22 protein-coding genes are annotated in these 19,350 nt (G+C 61.7%); 17 read left to right on the top strand and 5 right to left on the bottom strand.

The window, feature by feature from the left end; translation table 11 throughout:
- The first annotated feature begins 50 nt into the window (after positions 1 to 50).
- Positions 51 to 806, top strand: coding sequence for a sulfite exporter TauE/SafE family protein (locus Q1A89_RS08675; RefSeq protein ID WP_299726359.1), 756 nt, complete (start codon positions 51 to 53; stop codon positions 804 to 806).
- 76 nt (positions 807 to 882) lie between these two features.
- Here the strand turns inward: Q1A89_RS08675 and Q1A89_RS08670 are convergent, their stop codons facing one another.
- Positions 883 to 1,215 carry a hypothetical protein gene (locus Q1A89_RS08670; protein WP_299726356.1) on the bottom strand — a complete coding sequence of 111 codons (333 nt, stop codon included), beginning with the start codon at positions 1,213 to 1,215 and terminating at the stop codon, positions 883 to 885.
- Between the two features lie 347 nt (positions 1,216 to 1,562).
- On the opposite strand from Q1A89_RS08670, the gene Q1A89_RS08665 reads away from it, so the two are divergent.
- The 15 genes from Q1A89_RS08665 to Q1A89_RS08595 all read left to right on the top strand — a co-directional run bounded on the left by Q1A89_RS08665 (position 1,563) and on the right by Q1A89_RS08595 (position 13,916).
- Positions 1,563 to 2,417 (top strand): CoA ester lyase, encoded by an 855-nt coding sequence (locus Q1A89_RS08665; RefSeq protein WP_299726353.1) that lies wholly within the window; start codon positions 1,563 to 1,565, stop codon positions 2,415 to 2,417.
- 3 nt (positions 2,418 to 2,420) lie between these two features.
- Positions 2,421 to 2,975, top strand: coding sequence for an NnrU family protein (locus Q1A89_RS08660; protein WP_299726350.1), 555 nt, complete (start codon positions 2,421 to 2,423; stop codon positions 2,973 to 2,975).
- A gap of 4 nt (positions 2,976 to 2,979) precedes the next feature.
- Positions 2,980 to 3,183 (top strand): DUF1737 domain-containing protein, encoded by a 204-nt coding sequence (locus Q1A89_RS08655; RefSeq protein WP_299726347.1) that lies wholly within the window; start codon positions 2,980 to 2,982, stop codon positions 3,181 to 3,183.
- Between the two features lie 2 nt (positions 3,184 to 3,185).
- Positions 3,186 to 4,217: a MaoC family dehydratase gene (locus tag Q1A89_RS08650; RefSeq protein WP_299726344.1), complete on the top strand. Its 1,032-nt coding sequence runs from the start codon at positions 3,186 to 3,188 to the stop codon at positions 4,215 to 4,217.
- 494 nt (positions 4,218 to 4,711) lie between these two features.
- Positions 4,712 to 5,353 carry a LysE family translocator gene (locus tag Q1A89_RS08645; RefSeq protein ID WP_299726341.1) on the top strand — a complete coding sequence of 214 codons (642 nt, stop codon included), beginning with the start codon at positions 4,712 to 4,714 and terminating at the stop codon, positions 5,351 to 5,353.
- 180 nt (positions 5,354 to 5,533) lie between these two features.
- The gene (locus tag Q1A89_RS08640; protein WP_299726338.1) at positions 5,534 to 6,199 is read left to right on the top strand and encodes a DUF1194 domain-containing protein; all 666 of its coding nucleotides are present in this window, start codon (positions 5,534 to 5,536) and stop codon (positions 6,197 to 6,199) included.
- Between the two features lie 154 nt (positions 6,200 to 6,353).
- Positions 6,354 to 6,737, top strand: coding sequence for a succinate dehydrogenase, cytochrome b556 subunit (gene sdhC, locus Q1A89_RS08635; RefSeq protein ID WP_299726335.1), 384 nt, complete (start codon positions 6,354 to 6,356; stop codon positions 6,735 to 6,737).
- An 11-nt stretch (positions 6,738 to 6,748) separates the two neighbouring features.
- Positions 6,749 to 7,120, top strand: coding sequence for a succinate dehydrogenase, hydrophobic membrane anchor protein (sdhD, locus tag Q1A89_RS08630; RefSeq protein ID WP_299726332.1), 372 nt, complete (start codon positions 6,749 to 6,751; stop codon positions 7,118 to 7,120).
- Between the two features lie 14 nt (positions 7,121 to 7,134).
- Positions 7,135 to 8,940 carry a succinate dehydrogenase flavoprotein subunit gene (gene sdhA, locus Q1A89_RS08625; protein WP_299726329.1) on the top strand — a complete coding sequence of 602 codons (1,806 nt, stop codon included), beginning with the start codon at positions 7,135 to 7,137 and terminating at the stop codon, positions 8,938 to 8,940.
- A gap of 6 nt (positions 8,941 to 8,946) precedes the next feature.
- Positions 8,947 to 9,777, top strand: a complete 831-nt coding sequence (locus Q1A89_RS08620) for a hypothetical protein (protein ID WP_299726326.1) — start codon at positions 8,947 to 8,949, stop codon at positions 9,775 to 9,777.
- Positions 9,774 to 10,112: a hypothetical protein gene (locus tag Q1A89_RS08615; RefSeq protein ID WP_299726323.1), complete on the top strand. Its 339-nt coding sequence runs from the start codon at positions 9,774 to 9,776 to the stop codon at positions 10,110 to 10,112. The genes Q1A89_RS08620 and Q1A89_RS08615 overlap by 4 nt, the downstream gene beginning before the upstream one ends.
- A gap of 63 nt (positions 10,113 to 10,175) precedes the next feature.
- Positions 10,176 to 10,742: a hypothetical protein gene (locus Q1A89_RS08610; protein ID WP_299726320.1), complete on the top strand. Its 567-nt coding sequence runs from the start codon at positions 10,176 to 10,178 to the stop codon at positions 10,740 to 10,742.
- Between the two features lie 61 nt (positions 10,743 to 10,803).
- On the top strand, positions 10,804 to 11,583 hold the full coding sequence (locus Q1A89_RS08605) for a succinate dehydrogenase iron-sulfur subunit (RefSeq protein WP_299726317.1): 780 nt from the start codon (positions 10,804 to 10,806) through the stop codon (positions 11,581 to 11,583).
- Positions 11,584 to 11,841: 258 nt separating this feature from the next.
- Positions 11,842 to 13,011 carry a type III PLP-dependent enzyme gene (locus Q1A89_RS08600; protein WP_299726314.1) on the top strand — a complete coding sequence of 390 codons (1,170 nt, stop codon included), beginning with the start codon at positions 11,842 to 11,844 and terminating at the stop codon, positions 13,009 to 13,011.
- A gap of 62 nt (positions 13,012 to 13,073) precedes the next feature.
- On the top strand, positions 13,074 to 13,916 hold the full coding sequence (locus tag Q1A89_RS08595) for a DUF1989 domain-containing protein (RefSeq protein WP_299726311.1): 843 nt from the start codon (positions 13,074 to 13,076) through the stop codon (positions 13,914 to 13,916).
- Between the two features lie 204 nt (positions 13,917 to 14,120).
- On the opposite strand, the gene deoD is transcribed toward Q1A89_RS08595, so the two are convergent.
- From deoD to Q1A89_RS08575, 4 genes are all read right to left on the bottom strand, one after another.
- The gene (gene deoD / locus Q1A89_RS08590) at positions 14,121 to 14,825 is read right to left on the bottom strand and encodes a purine-nucleoside phosphorylase (RefSeq protein WP_299726308.1); all 705 of its coding nucleotides are present in this window, start codon (positions 14,823 to 14,825) and stop codon (positions 14,121 to 14,123) included.
- A gap of 91 nt (positions 14,826 to 14,916) precedes the next feature.
- Entirely contained in the window at positions 14,917 to 15,414 is a 498-nt protein-coding gene (locus tag Q1A89_RS08585) for an H-NS histone family protein (RefSeq protein WP_366524463.1), read from the bottom strand.
- Positions 15,415 to 15,441: 27 nt separating this feature from the next.
- Positions 15,442 to 17,403 carry a protein meaA gene (locus Q1A89_RS08580; protein WP_299726305.1) on the bottom strand — a complete coding sequence of 654 codons (1,962 nt, stop codon included), beginning with the start codon at positions 17,401 to 17,403 and terminating at the stop codon, positions 15,442 to 15,444.
- A 70-nt stretch (positions 17,404 to 17,473) separates the two neighbouring features.
- Positions 17,474 to 17,869 (bottom strand): hypothetical protein, encoded by a 396-nt coding sequence (locus Q1A89_RS08575; protein ID WP_299726302.1) that lies wholly within the window; start codon positions 17,867 to 17,869, stop codon positions 17,474 to 17,476.
- Between the two features lie 93 nt (positions 17,870 to 17,962).
- On the opposite strand from Q1A89_RS08575, the gene Q1A89_RS08570 reads away from it, so the two are divergent.
- Positions 17,963 to 19,348, top strand: coding sequence for a 1-acyl-sn-glycerol-3-phosphate acyltransferase (locus Q1A89_RS08570; RefSeq protein ID WP_366524462.1), 1,386 nt, complete (start codon positions 17,963 to 17,965; stop codon positions 19,346 to 19,348).
- Positions 19,349 to 19,350 lie beyond the last annotated feature (2 nt).

Raw genomic sequence — 19,350 nt, 5'->3', positions numbered from 1 at the left:
CGCCTTGGGCTAAAGGGTGGGGAAGGCGGGTTTTTTCGACGGGGCAGGACATGTTGCAGCTGGATATCTGGTTTTTTGCCATCGCCGCCCCCGCGATCGTCTTTGCCGGGATTTCCAAGGGCGGGTTTGGTTCGGGCGCGGCCTTTGCGGCCACATCGATTCTGGCGCTGGTGCTGGAACCGGGCATCGCGCTGGGCGTCACGCTGCCCTTGCTGATGCTGATGGATGCCGCGGCCTTGCGCCCCTATTGGGGCAAATGGGACTGGGCCATATCCGGGCGCATGATTATCGGAGGGTTACCGGGCGTCGCACTCGGGGCATGGCTTTTTGCGCGCACGGATGGCGACGTGTTTCGGGTTCTGATCGGTGTCATCTCGATCGCGTTTGTGATCTGGCAGGTCAGCCGGGCGCGGGGTTGGGTGCGCATGGCCGAACAGGCGCTGCCGGGATGGGTCGGCCTGCTGACCGGGGCGGTGGCCGGGTTCACCAGCTTTGTCAGCCATGCTGGCGGGCCGCCGGCGGCGGTGTATCTGTTGTCGCTCAAGCTGGGCAAGACGGCCTATCAGGCCAATACAGTGCTGATCTTTACGGCTGTGAACGTGTTCAAATTCGTGCCTTATGCCTTTCTGGGGATGTTCACGCTGCAGACCTTCACGGCCAATCTGGCGCTTGCGCCCTTTGCGCTTTTGGGCACGTGGCTGGGGGTCAAGGCGCATCACCTGGTGCCGGAGCGCGCCTTTTTCCTGCTGACTTACGTGCTGTTGATCATGACTGGGACCAAACTGATCTGGGACGGGCTGACCTGACCGGCCCGGCCGCGCACATGAAAAAGGCGCACCAAAGGGTGCGCCTTACGGGCCAGTTGGGTCCGTGGTGGTTTGCTCAGGCGTCGTTGCCTTTGGCAGGCAGCGCCTCGGCCAGTTCTTCAAAGGCCTGACCGCTGGCAATCAGGCAGGTCATGCCGTTCGGTGAGGTCACGGTGATGGTCCACGACCCGGATTCTTCAGAGGCAAACACCTCGATCACCGCATTGTTGGCGCCCAGCCCCATGGACTGGCGGGTTTCGCCGTAGCCTTCGGCCAACCGGTTCACCACAAGGTCGCGCGGACCGCAATTCCGGTTCTGCTGGGCCGCGGCCAGTGTCGTTGTCACAAGGTTCAGCGCAGCGGCAGTGACGAGTGCACCCATCGTCATCAAAGTCGTTTTCCGTTTCATTTTGTTCAGCCTTTCACAATGGAAGGCGTCACCTCTGGTCATCTGGCCCAACCGGACTGCCCGGTGATGACCGGGCGGCCCCGGTTCATATCACATTCCGCGTTCTCTCATTTTCCGCAAAAGTGTTCAGCGGCCCAGCTGAAACGGCCCTCCCGGAGATGTCGGAATGCATGCAGGGTGCGCCCATGCTCTGAATTAATGGTTAATGGCCCGCACGGTCGTTGTTTCAATTTGAATCGTAATCGTAATCCGTGTGTAACTTTCTGCGTTGCAGCGCGACGCTCCTTGAACTATCTGACAAAAAACTGCGGCTGCCCGCGCAACATTATGACCCTACGGAGGTTTCGATGGCCATCGCCCGCCCACTACGCTCTGTTCTGTACATCCCCGGCTCCAAACCCCGCGCGCTGGACAAGGCGCGCAGCCTACCTGTCGATGCTATCATCTTCGACCTCGAAGACGCGGTGTCCCCGGATGAAAAAGAGGTCGCGCGCGGCACGCTCGCGGAGGCACTCAAAGAGGGCGGATATGGCGGGCGCATGAAAATCGTGCGCATCAACGGGCTCGACACCGACTGGGGCACCGCGGACGCGCAGGCGGCTGTTGCCATGGGCGCCGACGCCATCCTGCTGCCCAAGGTCTCGCACACCGATGATCTGGACGGCCTTACCGCCATCACTGGCGACACGCCGCTTTGGGCGATGATGGAAACCGCGCTGGGCATGCTCAACGCGCCACAAATCGCCACCCATCCACAGCTGTCAGGCATGGTCATGGGCACCAACGATCTGGCCAAGGAACTCCAGACCCGGCACCGCGACGACCGGCTGCCGCTGCAAACGGGCCTCGGCCTATGCCTGCTGGCGGCCAAGGCGCACGGGCTGGCCATCATCGACGGGGTCTACAACGCCTTCAAGGACGAGGCCGGTCTGCAGGCCGAATGCGCACAGGGGCGCGACATGGGCTTTGACGGCAAGACGCTGATCCACCCGGCCCAGATCGACATCGCCAATGCGGCCTTTTCCCCCTCTGACACCGACGTAGACCTCGCCCGCCGCCAGATTGACGCCTTCGAGGCGGCCGAGGCCTCTGGGCAAGGTGTCGCCGTGGTCGATGGACGGATCGTCGAAAATCTGCACATCGTGAGCGCACGCGAAACGCTGGCCAAGGCCGACGCAATCGCAGCCATGATGGAAGGATAGGGTATGCACTGGATCATTCTGCTTTTGGGCGTGGGCCTGTGGTGGGCGGCGCATCTGTTCAAACGGGTTGCCCCGGCGCGGCGGGCGGCGATGGGCGATCCGGGCAAAGGGGTGGTCGCAGCCGCCATCGGCATCGGCATCGTGTTGATGGTGATTGGCTATCGGGGCACCGATTTCATCACCATCTGGTCGCCGCCATCCTTCATGGTGCACATCAACAATACGCTGATGATCATCGCGATCTACATGCTCAGCCCCGCGCCGAAACGGGGCAAGCTGATCGCGGGCATGCGGCACCCGATGCTGACGGGCTTTTCCATCTGGGCGGTGGCGCACCTGCTGGTGAACGGCGATCTGGCCTCGCTCATCCTGTTTGGCGGCTTGCTGATCTGGGCGATCCTGACCGCGCGCGTTGTCAACGCGGCCGAGCCAGACTGGCAGCCGGGGCCCGCAGGCAGCTATGCCAAGGACGGTATGTTCCTCTTCGGCTCCGTCATCCTTCTGGGCATCATCGGCATGATCCACAGCTGGCTGGGCGTCTGGCCGTTCCCGAGTTAAGCACATGAAACTATACCGATTTTTGTCCGAAGAAGACACGTCCGCCTTTTGCCACAAGGTCACCGAGGCGCTGAACAAGGGCTGGGCGCTGCATGGCAGCCCGACCCAGACATGGGATCACGCCGCAGGGGTCATGCGCTGCGGACAGGCGGTGACCAAAGAGGTCGAGGGCACCTACACCCCCGACATCAAACTGGGGGCGCAGTGAAAATGGGCAAGACCAATCAGGGCCGGTTTTTCGAGGATTACCATGTCGGCGATGTGCTGATCCACGCGGTGCCGCGCACCGTCGGGCAAGGCGAACGCGCGCTCTATCATGCGCTCTATCCGGCGCGCCACGCGCTCTATTCCTCGGACAGCTTTGCGCAAGGCTGCGGGCTCGCCGCTTCGCCTCTGGACGATATGATCGCCTTTCATACGGTTTTTGGAAAAACCGTGCCGGACGTATCTCTGAACGCGGTGGCCAACCTTGGCTACGCCGAGGGGCGCTGGCTGGCCCCCGTCTGGCCGGGCGACACGCTGACCTCGCAATCAGAGGTGATCGGGGTCAAGCAGAACTCCAACGGCAAGACCGGCGTGGTCTGGGTGCGCACCACCGGACGCAATCAGCACGGGGTCGCGGTGCTCGACTATGTGCGCTGGGTGATGGTGCGCAAAGGGGATGTGGATGCCCCCGCACCCGAGAAGGTTGTGCCCGAACTGGCGTCTGTCGTGGGTCCCGACACCCTTGTCGTGCCCGAGGGGCTGAGTTTCGACACTTACGACTTTGCCCTCGCGGGCGAACCGCACCGTCTGCGCGACTATTCCATCGGTGAACAGATCGACCATGTGGATGGCGTCACGATCGAAGAGGCCGAACACATGATGGCCACCCGCCTGTGGCAGAATACGGCCAAAGTGCATTTCGACACCTCCGCCCGGCCCGACGGGTCGCGTCTGATCTATGGCGGGCACGTGATTTCCATGGCGCGGGCGCTGTCCTTCAACGGGCTGGCCAATGCGCAGATGGTGGTGGGGCTGAACGCGGGCGCACATGCCAATCCCTGCCTCGCGGGCGACACGATCCGCGCGTGGAGCGAAGTGCTGGACACCGCGGAAACCTCCGCCCCTGGCGTGGGCGCGATCCGCCTGCGGCTGGTGGCAACGCGCGGCGGCGCCGCGTTTGGCCTGCGCGGGGATGACGGCAAATACCTGCCCGATGTGCTGCTTGATCTGGATTACTGGGCGCTGATTCCTGAATAGAGCCGTTGGATACAGGCTGTCGGGACCAATTGCCGTCCGAAGACCGCGCTGTCTGACCCGGACTCAAGCCGAAGGCGCCGGGCATTCCATTGCCCGACAGGCGATTTGGCCCCGCTCAAATCTGCCGAGAGGGGCCAGCCCGTCCCGTCGCACCGCAGGTGCGCCAATAACAGGTCTGCATGCCTTTGGCATGACGGGATGGCGATATGATACCCTGGGCGAACAGTTGAACGGGAAGAAGTACCTTGCTGCCATAACGTGCGGTAGCGGGCAGCTCTGATCGCCACCCCACGGGCCGTCGATGACCCGCCTAGTGTTTGTGACGCGTAGCGGGGAGGCTGGATTTCCAAGGCGCGCCAAGGGCGGCATTGCGGGAAAAACCGAGCAATCACCGGCAGTGAGCGAAGGCCTGCTCCCGCAAAAACAAAATGAGTTGCCAGAAGAGACGTCTTGGAACATTGTGAGAACAAATCAGCATTGCGAAAGGTCGAACCATGCAAGATGTATCCCTCTATCTCCCCGGTATCCTTCTTGCGTATTCGGCGTTCCTGCTTGCCATCGCCAGTCCCGGTCCGAACATCCTCGCCGTCATTGGCACGTCGATGAGCGTAAATCGCGCATCGGGCATGGCGCTTGCCATGGGGGTTGCCACCGGCTCATTCACCTGGGCACTGCTCACGGTTTTTGGCCTGTCGGCAATCCTGGCGACATATGCCTCGGCATTGCTTGTGATCAAGATTTTCGGCGGACTTTACCTGCTGTGGCTGGCCTACAAGTCCTTCAAGTCCGCAGCGTCCAGGCACGATATCGAGGCGAAAGAGCTGGCCGGAGGCCGTCGCACGCCGTTTGGCTATTTTCAACGCGGCTACATTATTCAGATGACGAACCCCAAGGCGGCACTTGCTTGGATCGCAATCATCTCATTGGGCTTGCAGAAAGGTGCGCCGCTTTGGGTTGGGGCGGTGATCGTGTTGGGGACTTTTGCTCTGTCGATCCTCATCCACCTTCTCTACGCGGTTACGTTCTCAACGCCCGTGATGGTGCGCGTCTACGGGAAAGCTCGGCGGGGCATTCAAGCGGTCTTGGGCACATTCTTCGCACTTGCAGGGCTGCGGCTCTTGACCAGCAGGACCTGAACTCGGGACGTTCTATCCCGGCATTGCTGCCGACAGCTTGGCCGAACGCCATAAAGGTGCGGCCGGGTGGGATGCACAAGACGAATCCGCCACGCGCTGTTCCAAACTGGCACAGACATGTCCCACATGCTTCACCGACATTTCAGATGCATGTCCGACCCGCTCTGCTACGCTCGCCCCATGTTCCGTTTCTGCACCCTGTCTCTTGCGCTCCTCTCTCCGGTCCAGGCCTTTGCCTGCGAGCTGGCGCTGGTGCTGGCGGTGGATGTCTCGGGCTCGGTCGACAATCAGGAATACCGCATTCAGATGGACGGGATGGCCGCAGCCCTTCGGGACGGCAGCGTTGCCGACGCACTGGTGGAACAACAGGCGCTGGTCACGCTGATCCAGTGGACAGGCTCTTCGCGGCAACGCCAGACCGTGCCCTGGACGCAAATGCGGACCTACGCGGATGTGCTCACACTGGCCGACACGATCGAGACTGACCAACGGATCTGGCGCAACTTCTCGACCGCCGTCGGCGAGGCGCTTGAAGTGGCGCGCGACGCTTTTGGCGCGGTCAGTCACTGCACGCGCAAGGTGATCGACGTCTCGGGCGATGGCGAATCAAACGAAGGGATCGAACCGGCAACACAGCGCCCTGTGCTGCGGGACGCGGAAATCACCGTGAACGCCATCGCCATCGAAACCGACGATGCCGACCTCACCGCCTACTTCTTTGAAAACCTGATCACCGGGCCGGGCGCCTTTGTGGTCACGGCCAATGGATTCGCGGATTACCCCGAACAGATCAGACGCAAACTGCAGCGGGAAACCACGCGACAGGTGACATCTGTCGCGAAATGAAGCGGTTTCGTGATCACAGCCATTTCTCGTGTGATCACAACATGGAAAAACCCGAGCATTGCGCCAATTAACCACGCCATAACATATCGCGCAGTACGTGACTCCCGCACAGAATGCGTTATCAAGTGTCAACGAACGAAAAAAAGGACGCAACATGGCCGACGTCAACCGGGGCAACCGCCCCCTCTCGCCCCACCTGTCGATATATCGTCCGCAGCTGACCTCGATGACATCGATCCTGACGCGGATCACCGGCAACGCGCTCCTGATCTCGGCACTTCTGGTGGTGTGGTGGTTTCTTGCGGCCTCGACCTCGCCCGAAGCCTTCGCCCGCGCCGACGGGGTGCTGACCAGCTTTTTCGGGGATATCGTGATGGCGCTGTCGCTCTTGGGGCTTTGGTATCATACGCTTGCGGGCGTGCGGCACCTGATCTGGGACAATGCGATCGGGCTCGACATCGAAACGGCGGAAAAGATGGGATACGCCGTTCTGGGCGGCTCGGTTGTTCTGACCATCATCACGCTCATCGCGATATAAGGGGGCGAGACATGCGATATCTCACAGACCGCAAACGCGCCATGGGCCTCGGATCGGCCAAGACGGGGACGGCCCATTTCTGGGCGATGAAGGTCAGCTCCTTCGCGCTGCTGTTCCTGATCCCGCTTTTCGTCTTCACCTTCGGCCCGATGCTGGGCGAACCGCATGCTGAGGTCACCGCCTATTTCGCGCGTCCCTTCCCGGCACTTGTGGCCGCGCTGACCATCGTGGTCACCTTCATGCACTTCAAGGACGGTGTGCAGGTGCTGATCGAAGACTACGTGCACGGAACAATGCAAAAGGTGCTCATCCTCGCGATGATCTGCCTCAGCTACGCTGCCGCCGCGACCGGGCTTTTCGCCATCGCGCGCCTGGCGCTTTGAATTAGGAGGCCAAAATGGCTGCATACGATTACGAGACGCATGAATATGATGTTGTGGTGGTCGGCGCCGGCGGCGCGGGCCTGCGCGCCACGCTCGGCATGGCCGAACAGGGGCTGCGCACCGCGTGCGTGACCAAGGTGTTCCCGACGCGCTCCCACACCGTGGCCGCACAGGGCGGTATCGCCGCATCCCTCAGCAACATGGGCCCCGACAACTGGCAGTGGCACATGTATGACACCGTCAAGGGCTCCGACTGGCTGGGCGACACGGACGCGATGGAATACCTCGCCCGCGAAGCGCCCAAGGCGGTTTACGAACTGGAACATTACGGCGTGCCGTTCTCGCGCACCGAAGAGGGCAAGATTTATCAGCGCCCCTTTGGCGGCCATACCACCGAATTTGGCGAAGGTCCCCCCGTGCAGCGCACCTGCGCTGCCGCTGACCGGACCGGCCACGCGATCCTGCACACACTCTATGGGCAAAGCCTCAAGAACAACGCCGAATTCTACATCGAATACTTCGCCATCGACCTGATCATGTCCGAAGATGGCGTGTGTCAGGGTGTGCTGTGCTGGAAACTCGATGACGGCACCATGCACCTGTTCTCCGCCAAGATGGTGGTGCTGGCCACGGGCGGCTATGGCCGCGCCTATTTCTCGGCCACATCCGCGCATACGTGCACCGGTGACGGCGGCGGGATGACGGCGCGCGCAGGCCTGCCATTGCAGGATATGGAATTCGTGCAATTCCACCCCACCGGCATCTACGGCGCGGGCACCCTGATCACCGAAGGGGCGCGCGGCGAGGGTGGGTATCTCACCAACTCCGAAGGCGAGCGGTTCATGGAACGCTACGCGCCAACCTACAAGGACCTGGCCAGCCGGGATGTTGTGTCCCGCTGCATGACGCTGGAAATCCGCGAAGGGCGCGGGGTGGGCGAAAACAACGACCACATCCACCTGCACCTCAACCATCTGCCCAAGGAAACGCTGGACCTGCGCCTGCCGGGCATCACCGAAAGCGCGCGCATCTTTGCCGGCGTGGATCTGACCAAGGAGCCGATCCCGGTCCTGCCCACCGTGCACTACAACATGGGCGGCATTCCGACGAATTACTGGGGCGAAGTGCTGGCCCCCACCAAGGACAAGCCCGACAACATCTCGCCCGGTCTGATGGCCGTGGGCGAGGCGGGCTGCGCCTCCGTGCACGGGGCCAACCGGCTCGGGTCCAACTCGCTGATCGACCTTGTGGTCTTTGGGCGGGCAGCGGCCATCCGGGCCGCTGAAATCGTGGACCCGAAAACGCCTGTTCCGACACCCAACCAACGTTCGATCGACGCTGCGTTCAGCCGATTTGACGGGCTGCGCTATGCCAAGGGCCACGTGCCCACCGCCGAGTTGCGCCTTGAGATGCAGAAAACCATGCAGGCCGACGCCGCCGTCTTCCGCACCGACAAGACGCTGACCGAAGGCGAGGAAAAGATGAAGGACGTGGCCGCCAAGCAGTCCGACCTCAAGGTCACCGACACCTCGCTGGTCTGGAACTCGGATTTGATGGAAACGCTGGAGCTGACCAACCTCATGCCCAACGCCGTGGCCACCATCACCGCCGCCGCTGCGCGCAAGGAAAGCCGCGGGGCGCATGCCCACGAGGATTATCCCGACCGCGACGACAAAAATTGGCGCAAACACTCGCTGATCTGGTTTGAAGGCAACGCGGCGTCCCTGGGCTTTCGCGGTGTGCATCTGAACCCGCTGACCAGCCACAATGACGGCGGGATCGATCTGAAAAAGATCGCCCCAAAGGCGCGGGTGTACTAAGCCCGCATGTCCCAAAGCCTCAGTATCCAGACCCCGACGGCACTTGCCCCTGCGCAGGTGCTGCGGGTCTATGGGATGCGGCGGTCGGGCAATCATGCGGTGATCGACTGGATGATGCGCAACGCGCCCGCCGGGACCGGGCTGTTCATGAACAACTGCAAGCCGAACCGCGATCCGCTGAAAACGGCGCGCGGGGTGGCGACGTATCAGGATGGGCGCGAATTGAATCTCGACACCGAGGCGGACAAGCTGCGCGCCGCCGGGCCGACTCCGTTCACCCTTGTCAGCTACGAAGACACGATGCCGTCGTCCAAGCGGTCTCCGCTGTTTGAGGCGCCCGAAACCTGCGTGATCATCTATCGCAGCTTTCTGCACTGGGCCGCGTCGCTGTTGCGCAAGATCCAGGGCAACAAGGGCTACGGGCCGCTTGAGCGGATGCGGGTGATGATGCAGGCGATGCGCACCTATGGCGAAATGCTGGGCCGCGTGCGTGAGGCAGACGTTGTGGCGGTCTGTTACGACCGCTGGAAAGAGGACGAAGGCTACCGCCGCGCAGCCCTTGACCGGCTGGACCTGCCCGGGCGCGATCTGGGGCTGGGGGCGGTGCAACGCTATGGCGGCGGGTCGTCCTTTCAGGGCAAATCGGCAGAGGCAACCGCGCTGGCCACCGACGAACGCGCCGCGCAGATGGCGCAGGACCTCGAATACCAACTGGTGCTCTGGACAGCGGCGCGCGATCTCGGTTTCATGGTGCGGCTGGCCGAGGTGTTTCCAAATGACGCCGAACGGCTCTCCGGTCTGCTTGATACCGCAACTGCAAAGGTGACGTTGCCATGATGATCCGAACAACGCTGGCCCTGTGCGCCCTGATGGCCGTGACGGCCTGCGATGATGCCACCCAGGCCGTGGACGAGGCGGCGCGGCGCAGCGCCAAGCTGGCCGTGTCCGAAATTGTCGCCACCCGCTTTCCCGTGGTGCCCAAGGCGCTCATCACCCCCTTTACCGACTGCGTGATCGACAATTCCTCGGCCCGCGAGATCGGCACATTTGCCCGCGACGCGGTGATCGGCGTCTCCGATACGACCGCAGCACTTGTGCGCACCGTGCTGGAACGGCCCGAAACGCAGCAATGCGTCGTGCGCGCAGGCGTCAGCGCGCTGGGCACGGGATAGGCACAGATAATGACACCCCATTCAACGACAGATCAGAGCAGAGGATATGACGGATAAATGATAGTGCGGACTCTTTCAGCGGCGTTGGCCGTGTTCACCCTTTCGGTCACTTTTGCGATGGCCGACGCGCCTCGCCTTGCAGCACAGAAATGTGCGGCCAGCACCCACGCGCCGGGCAATTACAACATCTCCAACGCGCCCGGCATCCCCCATGTTCTGCCCGGCGATGGCGGCACCAAAGCAGGGGCGGCCAGCATCAATGACTGCCTGAAAGACGCCTATGCCGTGCAATACGGCACCAAGCAGGGCACCGCGGCAGTGGCAGCAGTGGCACCGCGGGCCGGAACAACCTCCATCGCGGAATGTGACCGAATCCGCAGACAGAATATCACCACCGGCGTCATCGCCACCGTGGGAATCATTGCCGTCCTCGGCGAACCCTATACCGCATCAGCCATCGGCGGCGCGGCAGGGACCATCACCGGGGTGCGCGGCGTCAATCGGCGCCACCGGGCCTGTGTTGCAGCAGCCTCGGCCACGCCTGTCGACCCCAAGGCGGCCATCCATGTCGGCTGCAGCCGCCGCGGCGGCGTGTTCAGCGGCGGCACCCGGCTTTGTGTGGCACCATGACCAATTGCGCCCGCACCCGCGCGCGCCCTATCACGGCCCCGTCTCTTGAAAGGATCACCCAATGGTTCAACTGACGCTTCCCAAGAACTCCCGCATCCAGACGGGCAAGACATGGCCCAAGCCCGAGGGCGCCACCAACGTGCGCAAGTTCAGCATCTATCGCTGGAACCCGGATGACGGCAAAAACCCGCAAGTGGACAACTACTTTGTCGACATGGACACCTGCGGGCCGATGATCCTGGACGCGCTGATCAAGATCAAGAACGAGATCGACCCGACGTTGACCTTCCGCCGCTCCTGCCGCGAGGGGATCTGCGGGTCTTGTGCGATGAACATCGACGGGATCAACACGCTGGCCTGCATCTACGGCATGGACGAGGTGCAGGGGGACGTCAAAATCTACCCCCTGCCGCACATGCCGGTGGTCAAGGACCTGATCCCGGATCTGACGCACTTCTACGCCCAGCATGCCTCGATCATGCCGTGGCTGGAAACCAAGACCAACGCTCCGGCCAAGGAATGGCGCCAGTCGATTGACGACCGGGAAAAGCTGGACGGGCTTTATGAATGCGTGATGTGCGCCTGCTGCTCGACCTCGTGCCCCAGCTACTGGTGGAACGGCGATCGCTACCTCGGGCCAGCTGCGCTACTGCACGCCTATCGGTGGATCATCGATTCACGCGATGAGGCAACAGGCGAGCGTCTCGACGATCTTGAGGACCCGTTCAAGCTTTATCGCTGCCACACGATCATGAACTGCGCCAAGACATGCCCCAAAGGGCTGAACCCGGCCGAGGCTATCGCGAACATCAAGAAAATGATGGTCGAACGGACTGTCTGATCCGGGCCTGAATGACCAGAAACCAGCCCCGCTTCGGCGGGGCTTTTTCGTGGGTCCGACGCAAAACAAGCCACGGCGTTTTTGGCGTAACAGCCATGCAAAAAATCTATCTTCCCATACGTCACATTTGGCCCGATATGCGGCCCATAGACGCCAACGCACGCGCCTCTGTCCGGAGTGTCCGGGGATGCAGCGACGGTAACGTCTCCTTTCGGAAATGCACGGCCACATCGGCCCATGTCTATTGGAGATGCCCCCATGAATGCCATCACATCCGAGTTTCTCGCAGCACCCGTCCAGCGTGCCAACCGTGCGGAAACCTATATCGCCCACCACCAGTTCGAACGGCCCACACTTGTCCTCGATATCGACGCCGTCGAGGCGCAGTATCGCGCGCTGGCCGCAGGTCTGGGGGATGCGCATATCCACTACGCGGTCAAGGCTAACCCGCAACGTGAGGTCATCGAACGGCTGGTGCGTCTGGGTTCTCATTTTGACGCCGCTTCGCGGGCCGAGATCGAACTTTGCCTGTCGCTGGGCGCCGATCCCGCCCACATCTCCTTTGGCAACACCATCAAACGCGCCTCTGACATTGCCTTTGCGCATGGGGCCGGTCTGACCCTCTTTGCGGCGGACGCCGAGGAAGAGCTGGAAAAGATCGCCGAGCATGCGCCCGGTGCCCATGTCTATATCCGCCTGATTGTCGATGCCTCGCAGGCCGACTGGCCGCTGTCGCGCAAATTCGGCTGTGGTCACGACAAGGCGCTGGCCCTCATGGGGCTGGCTGTCGCGCTGGGTCTGACCCCGCGCGGGATCAGCTTTCACGTGGGCAGCCAGACCCGTCAGGCCAGCATGTGGGGGCCGTGCCTTGATCAGATGGTTGGTATCTGGAACGCGGCGCGCGATGCGGGTTTTGCACTTGATCTGCTGAACATTGGCGGCGGTTTCCCGGCGTTCTACGGCGAAGCAATCGATGCGCCCACCAGCTACGGGGCAGCTGTGATGGAACAGGTGCGCGCGCGTTTTGGCGATGCGCCAACCGTGATGGCCGAACCTGGTCGCGGCCTTGTGGCCGAGGCAGGGGCCATCGCCGCCGAGGTGCTGCTGGTGTCGCGCAAATCCAAACGCGACCTGCACCGCTGGGTCTATCTCGACATCGGCAAATTCTCCGGGCTGGCCGAAACCATGGACGAGGCGATCCGCTATCAATTCCTCAGCGACCGGCCCCATGCCCAGACCGGCCCCTGCATCGTGGCGGGCCCGTCCTGTGACAGCGCCGATGTGCTTTACGAGAAAAAGATGGTGGACCTGCCGCTTGACCTTGCGGCCGGGGACCGGGTCGTGATCCGCAACTGCGGGGCCTACACCACCACCTATGCAACCATCGGCTTCAACGGCTTTCCGCCGCTGGATGTAGTTGTCATCTAACGGCTTGCCGTTGCGACCAATGCAGGCTCCAATGGCGCACCATTCAGCAATGAGGTGCGCCCTTGGACATCCCACATGACGCCGACGCCCGCCGCGCAATTGCGCCGGTGATCTGCTATTCGCCCGACACGCTGCCCCAGCCCGACATGGCGCGCTACGCTGCCGCCCGCGACGGGATGGTCAAGGTCGACGAGGCGCTGGCCCCACCCCGTGAGGCCGCCTGTTTCGAAGTGCCCGCAGGCCACATCTTTCGCATTTCATCCGTCGAGGGGCCGCAGGTGGGCGATCTGAACCTGTGGAATGCCAACGATCTGAACGAGCGGTTCTATTCCGGCAAAACACGCGCGCTGCACGGCACGCATATCACAACCGGCGAGCGGATGTGGAGCAGCCTGCCCACCCTGCGCCCCATGGCCACGGTGATCAACGACACGCTCGGCTGGTACGGGATCGACGCCTTTGGCGGGTCGGTCCATGACGTCATCGGCACCCGTTGCGATCCCTATACCGGCAACCTGCTGCAGGGCGGGCATTACCACCATTGCTGCCATTCCAACCTGACCCGCGCGCTGGCCGATCACACCGGCCTGTCCCTGGCCGAAGCGGAACCCCTTGTGCATGACGTGCTCAACGTCTTCATGTGCACGGGATTCACCCGTGATACAGGCCAGTATTTCATGAAGGCGAGCCCGGTGCGCCCCGGCGATCACATCGACTTCTTTGCCGAGATCGACCTGCTCGGGGCCATCAGCGCCTGCCCGGGCGGGGATTGCAGTTCTGAACACTCCTCGGACACGGCCCCGTGCTACCCTCTCAAGATCGAAGTCTTCGCCCCGTCCAGGGGCGCACTCGACGGCTGGTCCAGCCCGCCCCCCAACGGTTATGACGGCACCCACGGGCGCTAGGGCACGGCCGATCCGTTAACGCGTGGTTTACGGGCAGGGCGCACACTCACGCCAAAGGGTCCGCGTTTCCAAAGAAAGCCTTAACGGCCCGCCCGGTCCCTGTGCACAATCGGTGCACAGGTTGTGTACGCATCGTGCACGGCATGTGCATGGCGAAATTCGGGTATAACTCGCTGTTTTAAAGCGTGAATTTGAGAATAGCGCTCAGGAAAACGCCGCCTCCAACGCAATCTCGACCATATCGCCAAAGGTCCGCTCGCGGTCCTCGCTCGGCAACAGCTCACCGGTCAGCAAATGGTCACTGACGGTCAGCACGGCCAGCGCGCGGCGGCCATGTCGTGCGGCAAGAGTGTAAAGCTCGGCCGCCTCCATTTCGACACCCAGAATGCCATGGCGCATCATCTGCTCGTCCAGATCAGGACGCTCGGAATAGAACACATCCGATGAATAGATGCCGCCCACATGGGTCTTGCTGCCTTTGCCCTCAGCGGCCTTCACCGCAGCCTGCAGCAGGCCGTAATCGGCGCAAGGCGCAAAGCTGAACTCGCGGAATATCCCCGACGAGGGCGAGGTGATGGTGCTGGCCGTCATCGCGATGATCACATCGCGGATCGCCACGTGATCCTGCATGCCGCCGCAGGACCCGATGCGGATCAGGGTCTGCGCGTCATAGTCGCGGATGAGCTCATTGGCATAGATCGACAGGGACGGCATGCCCATGCCCGACCCCTGTATGGTCACCGGATTGCCGCGCCACGTCCCGGTAAAGCCGAGCATGCCGCGCACTTCATTGACCAGTTCGGCCCCATCCAGAAACGTCTCTGCCGCCCACCGCGCGCGATAGGGATCGCCGGGCATCAATACGGTTGGGGCGATTTGTCCGGGTTTGGCACCGATATGTACGGTCATGGCTGCTCCGATCTTTATACGACTCGGGCCACGTTACCGCAAAAGGCCGGGGCGATACGAGGGTGAGTTACACCGCTCGTATCGCCGCATTTCAGATCAGCAGATCGTCGGGGCTTTTGCCGCCTGCCACTGCCGTTTTGAACCAATTGGGCTGGCGCCCTTTTCCGGTCCATGTGTTGGTCGGATTTTCAGGATCCATGTATTTCGCTTCGGCCTTGGTGCCTTTGGCAGCTGCGCGACCGGCGCGTTTGCCTGTCAGTTCCTCAAGGGAAAACCCAAATTCTGCAGCGGCTTTCTGCGCGGCGGCCAGCGCCTCTTTCTTTTCTTTCTTGTGCGATGCGACAATGGCCTTGTCGACATCAGCCCGCAGCGTTTCGAGTTCTTTACGACTCATTTTTTCGAGTTTGATCGCCATCTCAGGTCTCCGATATTCATTCTGATAAAAGAGCGTATTTTCGATTCCGTTTGAAAAATCAATGGCCTGTAATGATTGAGTTTGTGTCAACGGCGGTTGTTTGCTCGGCACGCGCGATAAATTCGTGCGCCAGTGGAAAAACACAGGCAATACGTGTGCCGTCTCGTGTTTCAATGGTTCACGAATTTTCGGAAATGTGCGTTATTCCGCAGCCACCGATTTCGGATCAGCCAATGTGATGATGTCAGACATGATCGTATTCAGCTCAAAGTCCTTGGGCGTATAGACCCGCGCGATCCCCAGCATACGCAGCCGTTCAGCATCATCATCCGGGATGATGCCGCCGACGATCACCGGCACATGGGACAGCCCCTCGGCCTGCATGCGCCGCATCAGGTCCTCGACCAGCGGGATGTGACTGCCCGACAGGATCGACAGCCCGACCACGTGTGCGGCGTCCTCGCGCGCAGCCGAAACGATCTCTTCGGGCGTCAGGCGGATGCCCTCATAGGCGATGTCCATGCCGCAATCGCGCGCACGCACAGCGATCTGCTCCGCCCCATTGGAATGGCCATCAAGTCCCGGTTTTCCGACGAGAAATTTGAGCCGACGCCCAAGACGATCACTGACCATATCCACAGCACTGCGCAGCTCGTCCAGCCCTTCGGTCATGTTGGATTGCGAGGCCGACACACCGGTCGGCCCGCGGTATTCGCCATGTACCGCACGCATTTGCGCGGCCCACTCGCCCGTGGTGACCCCGGCGCGCGCGCAGGTGATCGAGGCGGGCATGACATTGCGCCCCTCCGCCGCCGCTTGGCGCAACGCGGCCAGCGCGTTCGCGACCTCTGCACTGTCGCGCGACGCACGCCATGCCTCCAGCCGGTCAATCTGTTCCTGTTCGACCGCGGGGTCCACAACCATGATCCCGCCATCACCGGTCATCAGCGGCGAGGGTTCGCCCGCCTGATATTTATTGACGCCAACCACCACGGTTTCACCGCGTTCAATCCGGCCCAGCCGTTCGGCATTGGAGGTAACCAATTGCGCCTTCATGTAATCAATCGCGGCAATTGCACCGCCCATTGCATCAAGCTGGCTCAATTCCTGTCGCGCGCCGTCCTTGAGCGCCTCGACTTTCGCATCGACCGCCGGATTGCCATCAAACAGATCGTCGAATTCCAATACGTCGGTTTCAAAGGCCATGATCTGCTGCATGCGCATCGACCATTGCTGATCCCAGGGACGGGGCAGACCCAGCGCTTCGTTCCAGGCGGGCAATTGCACGGCGCGGGCGCGGGCCTTTTTCGACAAGGTCACAGCCAGCATTTCAATGAGAATACGGTAGACGTTGTTTTCGGGTTGCTGTTCGGTCAGACCTAATGAGTTGACCTGTACACCATAGCGGAAACGGCGGAATTTCGGGTCCGCGACTCCATATCGCGTTTCGCAAATCTCATCCCAGAGATCGACAAAAGCGCGCATTTTGCACATCTCGGTCACGAACCGAATACCGGCATTCACAAAGAAGGAAATGCGACCCACAACGGCCGGGAAATCTTCAGGCGCGATGCGGGGTTTGAGCGCATCCAGCACGGCCGTCGCCGTGGCCAAGGCAAAGGCCAGTTCCTGTTCTGGCGTCGCACCGGCCTCTTGCAGGTGATAGGAACACACGTTCATCGGGTTCCATTTCGGCACGTTGGTATAGCAATACTCGGCCACATCCGCGATCATCTTGAGGCTTGGCGCGGGCGGGCAGATATACGTGCCCCGGCTTAGGTATTCCTTAATCAAATCGTTTTGTACTGTGCCCTGCAATTTCGACACATCGGCGCCCTGCTCTTTGGCCACCGCGATATAAAGGGCCAGCAGCCACGGCGCCGTCGCGTTGATCGTCATCGAGGTGTTCATTTGCTCCAGCGGGATATCCGCGAACAGGGTGCGCATGTCACCAAGGTGCGAGACGGGCACGCCGACCTTGCCGACTTCGCCACGTGCCAGAACGTGGTCGCTGTCATACCCGGTCTGCGTGGGCAAATCGAAGGCAACGGACAGGCCGGTCTGACCCTTGGCAAGGTTTGCACGGTAAAGCGCGTTGGACGCCGCAGCGGTCGAATGCCCTGCATAGGTCCGGATCAGCCAGGGGCGGTCTTTTTGGGTCATGTCAGCCTCGTGAATCGATCAAGCAATAAAATTGCGTGTGAGGTGAGGTATAGGTAATTATGTGGCGCTGTCAATTCGCTGCAGCGCGGCGTGACTTGCGCCGTGGCAGCAGGGCGACGATCAGCATGGCCCAGCCCAAAAGGCCGACGCCGTGGGCTGACAGGGTCGGTGCCGCGCGAAAGGTCAGCAGGGCCAGGATCTGGTCCGGCGGCGGCATCGGGCCCAGCACCGATTGCGCGGGCAGCCCGTCGAAAATCAGCCGGTAATAGGTGTAATAGCCCTGCGGCGAGGCCCAGACAAAGGTGATGAACAGAACGAACCAGATCGGCACCCGCAGGATGTAGGGGCGAAAATAGGTCATCACGCGGGTGATCCCGAGGGCGGCCAGCGAAAAGACAGCCGTCAACGCCACCAGCCCGATCCGGCCCCAAAGGGTCAGGGTAAAGAATGAGTCACCGTCATACATCACCTGACTGAACCCCACCGCGCCGCCAAAGGCCAGTGCGCAGTTTGTCGTTTACCCCAGAGGTCACGTTTGCGAATGTCCAAGGCAATGACCATGACCGTAGAACTTCCGCTCTGGCTATTCGTGCTGATGGTGCTGTTTGCCACGGTCACCTTTGCCTCGCACTTCCTGTTTCCTTCTGTGCGTTGGTTTTTCCGTCGCCGCTTTGAGCGGGCGGTGGCGCGGCTCAACACCCGGCTCACGCGGCCCATTGAACCGTTCAAGCTGGCGCAGCGCCATGACATGATCCAGCGGCTGATCTACGACCCCGAGGTCACGCGCGAGATCGTGAACTATGCCGAGGAAAACGGTGTGCCCGAGGCGGTTGCGTTCCAGAAGGCCCGGGAATATGCGCGTGAGATCGTGCCGGGGTTTTCGGCCTTTGCCTATTTCAGCTTTGCGATGCGGGTGGCGCGGCTGCTGGCCAATGCGGTCTATCGGATCAGACGGACGGACAGCAACGATCGCGTCTTTGCCGATATTCCGGCGGATGTGACGGTGGTGTTCATCATGAACCACCGCTCCAACATGGATTACGTGCTCGTCACTTATCTCGCCTCGCGCAACACCACGATGTCCTATGCGGTGGGCGAATGGGCGCGGGTCTGGCCGCTGTCTTTGATGATCAAGCTGTGGGGCGCGTATTTCATCCGGCGCCACTCGCGCGGGGCACTCTATCGCAAGGTGCTGGCGCGCTATGTACAGATGGCGACGCAGGGCGGCGTGACCCAGGCGATTTTTCCCGAGGGCGGGTTGACCGTCACCGGCGCGCTGCAACCGCCCAAGATGGGGCTTTTGTCCTATGTGCTCGAGGCCTATGCCGCCGATCCCAGCCGTGACATCGCCTTTGTGCCTGTGGCGATCAACTATGACCGGGTGCTGGAAGATCGCGTTTTGATTGCGGCAGGCAAGCGTGGCGACCGGCGCTTTGGTGCGCGCATCAGCGTCGTGGTCTGGGCCTTCTTTCGCAAGTTCTGGCAGCGCGTGCGGGGCAAGGACACCCGGTTCGGCAGTGCAGCGGTCGCCTTTGGCACACCTGTCAGGCTGGCCGACAGCGGGCTGACGGATGTCGATGCGCTGTCCCACACGCTAATGGAGCGGATCGGCGCGGTGATGCCGGTTCTGGCGGTGCCTTTGATATCCCATGTGTTGCTGCGCGAGGAACGGGTTGAGGTCAACGTGCTGGAGGACAAGGTGCGCGCGCTCATGGCGCAGGCGCCGGAGCGAAACTGCGATATCGCGCAGGACGAGCTTGCCGGTGAAATCCAGCGCGGTCTGACTGGCCTCAGCCGCCGCGGTATCCTGAGAGTAGATGATGGGCATTGGACTGTTGAACCGGGGCAGGAGGATGTCGTGATCTTCTATGCCCGTTCCATAGCGCATCTCTTGCCGGAAGATGTCGCAGTTGCAGAAAAACTTTCTGCGCACGCAAAGTCATAAAA

Origin of the sequence: uncultured Tateyamaria sp., assembly GCF_947503045.1 — a bacterium.
GTDB lineage: Bacteria > Pseudomonadota > Alphaproteobacteria > Rhodobacterales > Rhodobacteraceae > Tateyamaria.
Note: the sequence above shows the minus strand (reverse complement) of the source record. Positions and strands in the feature narration are given on the sequence as shown.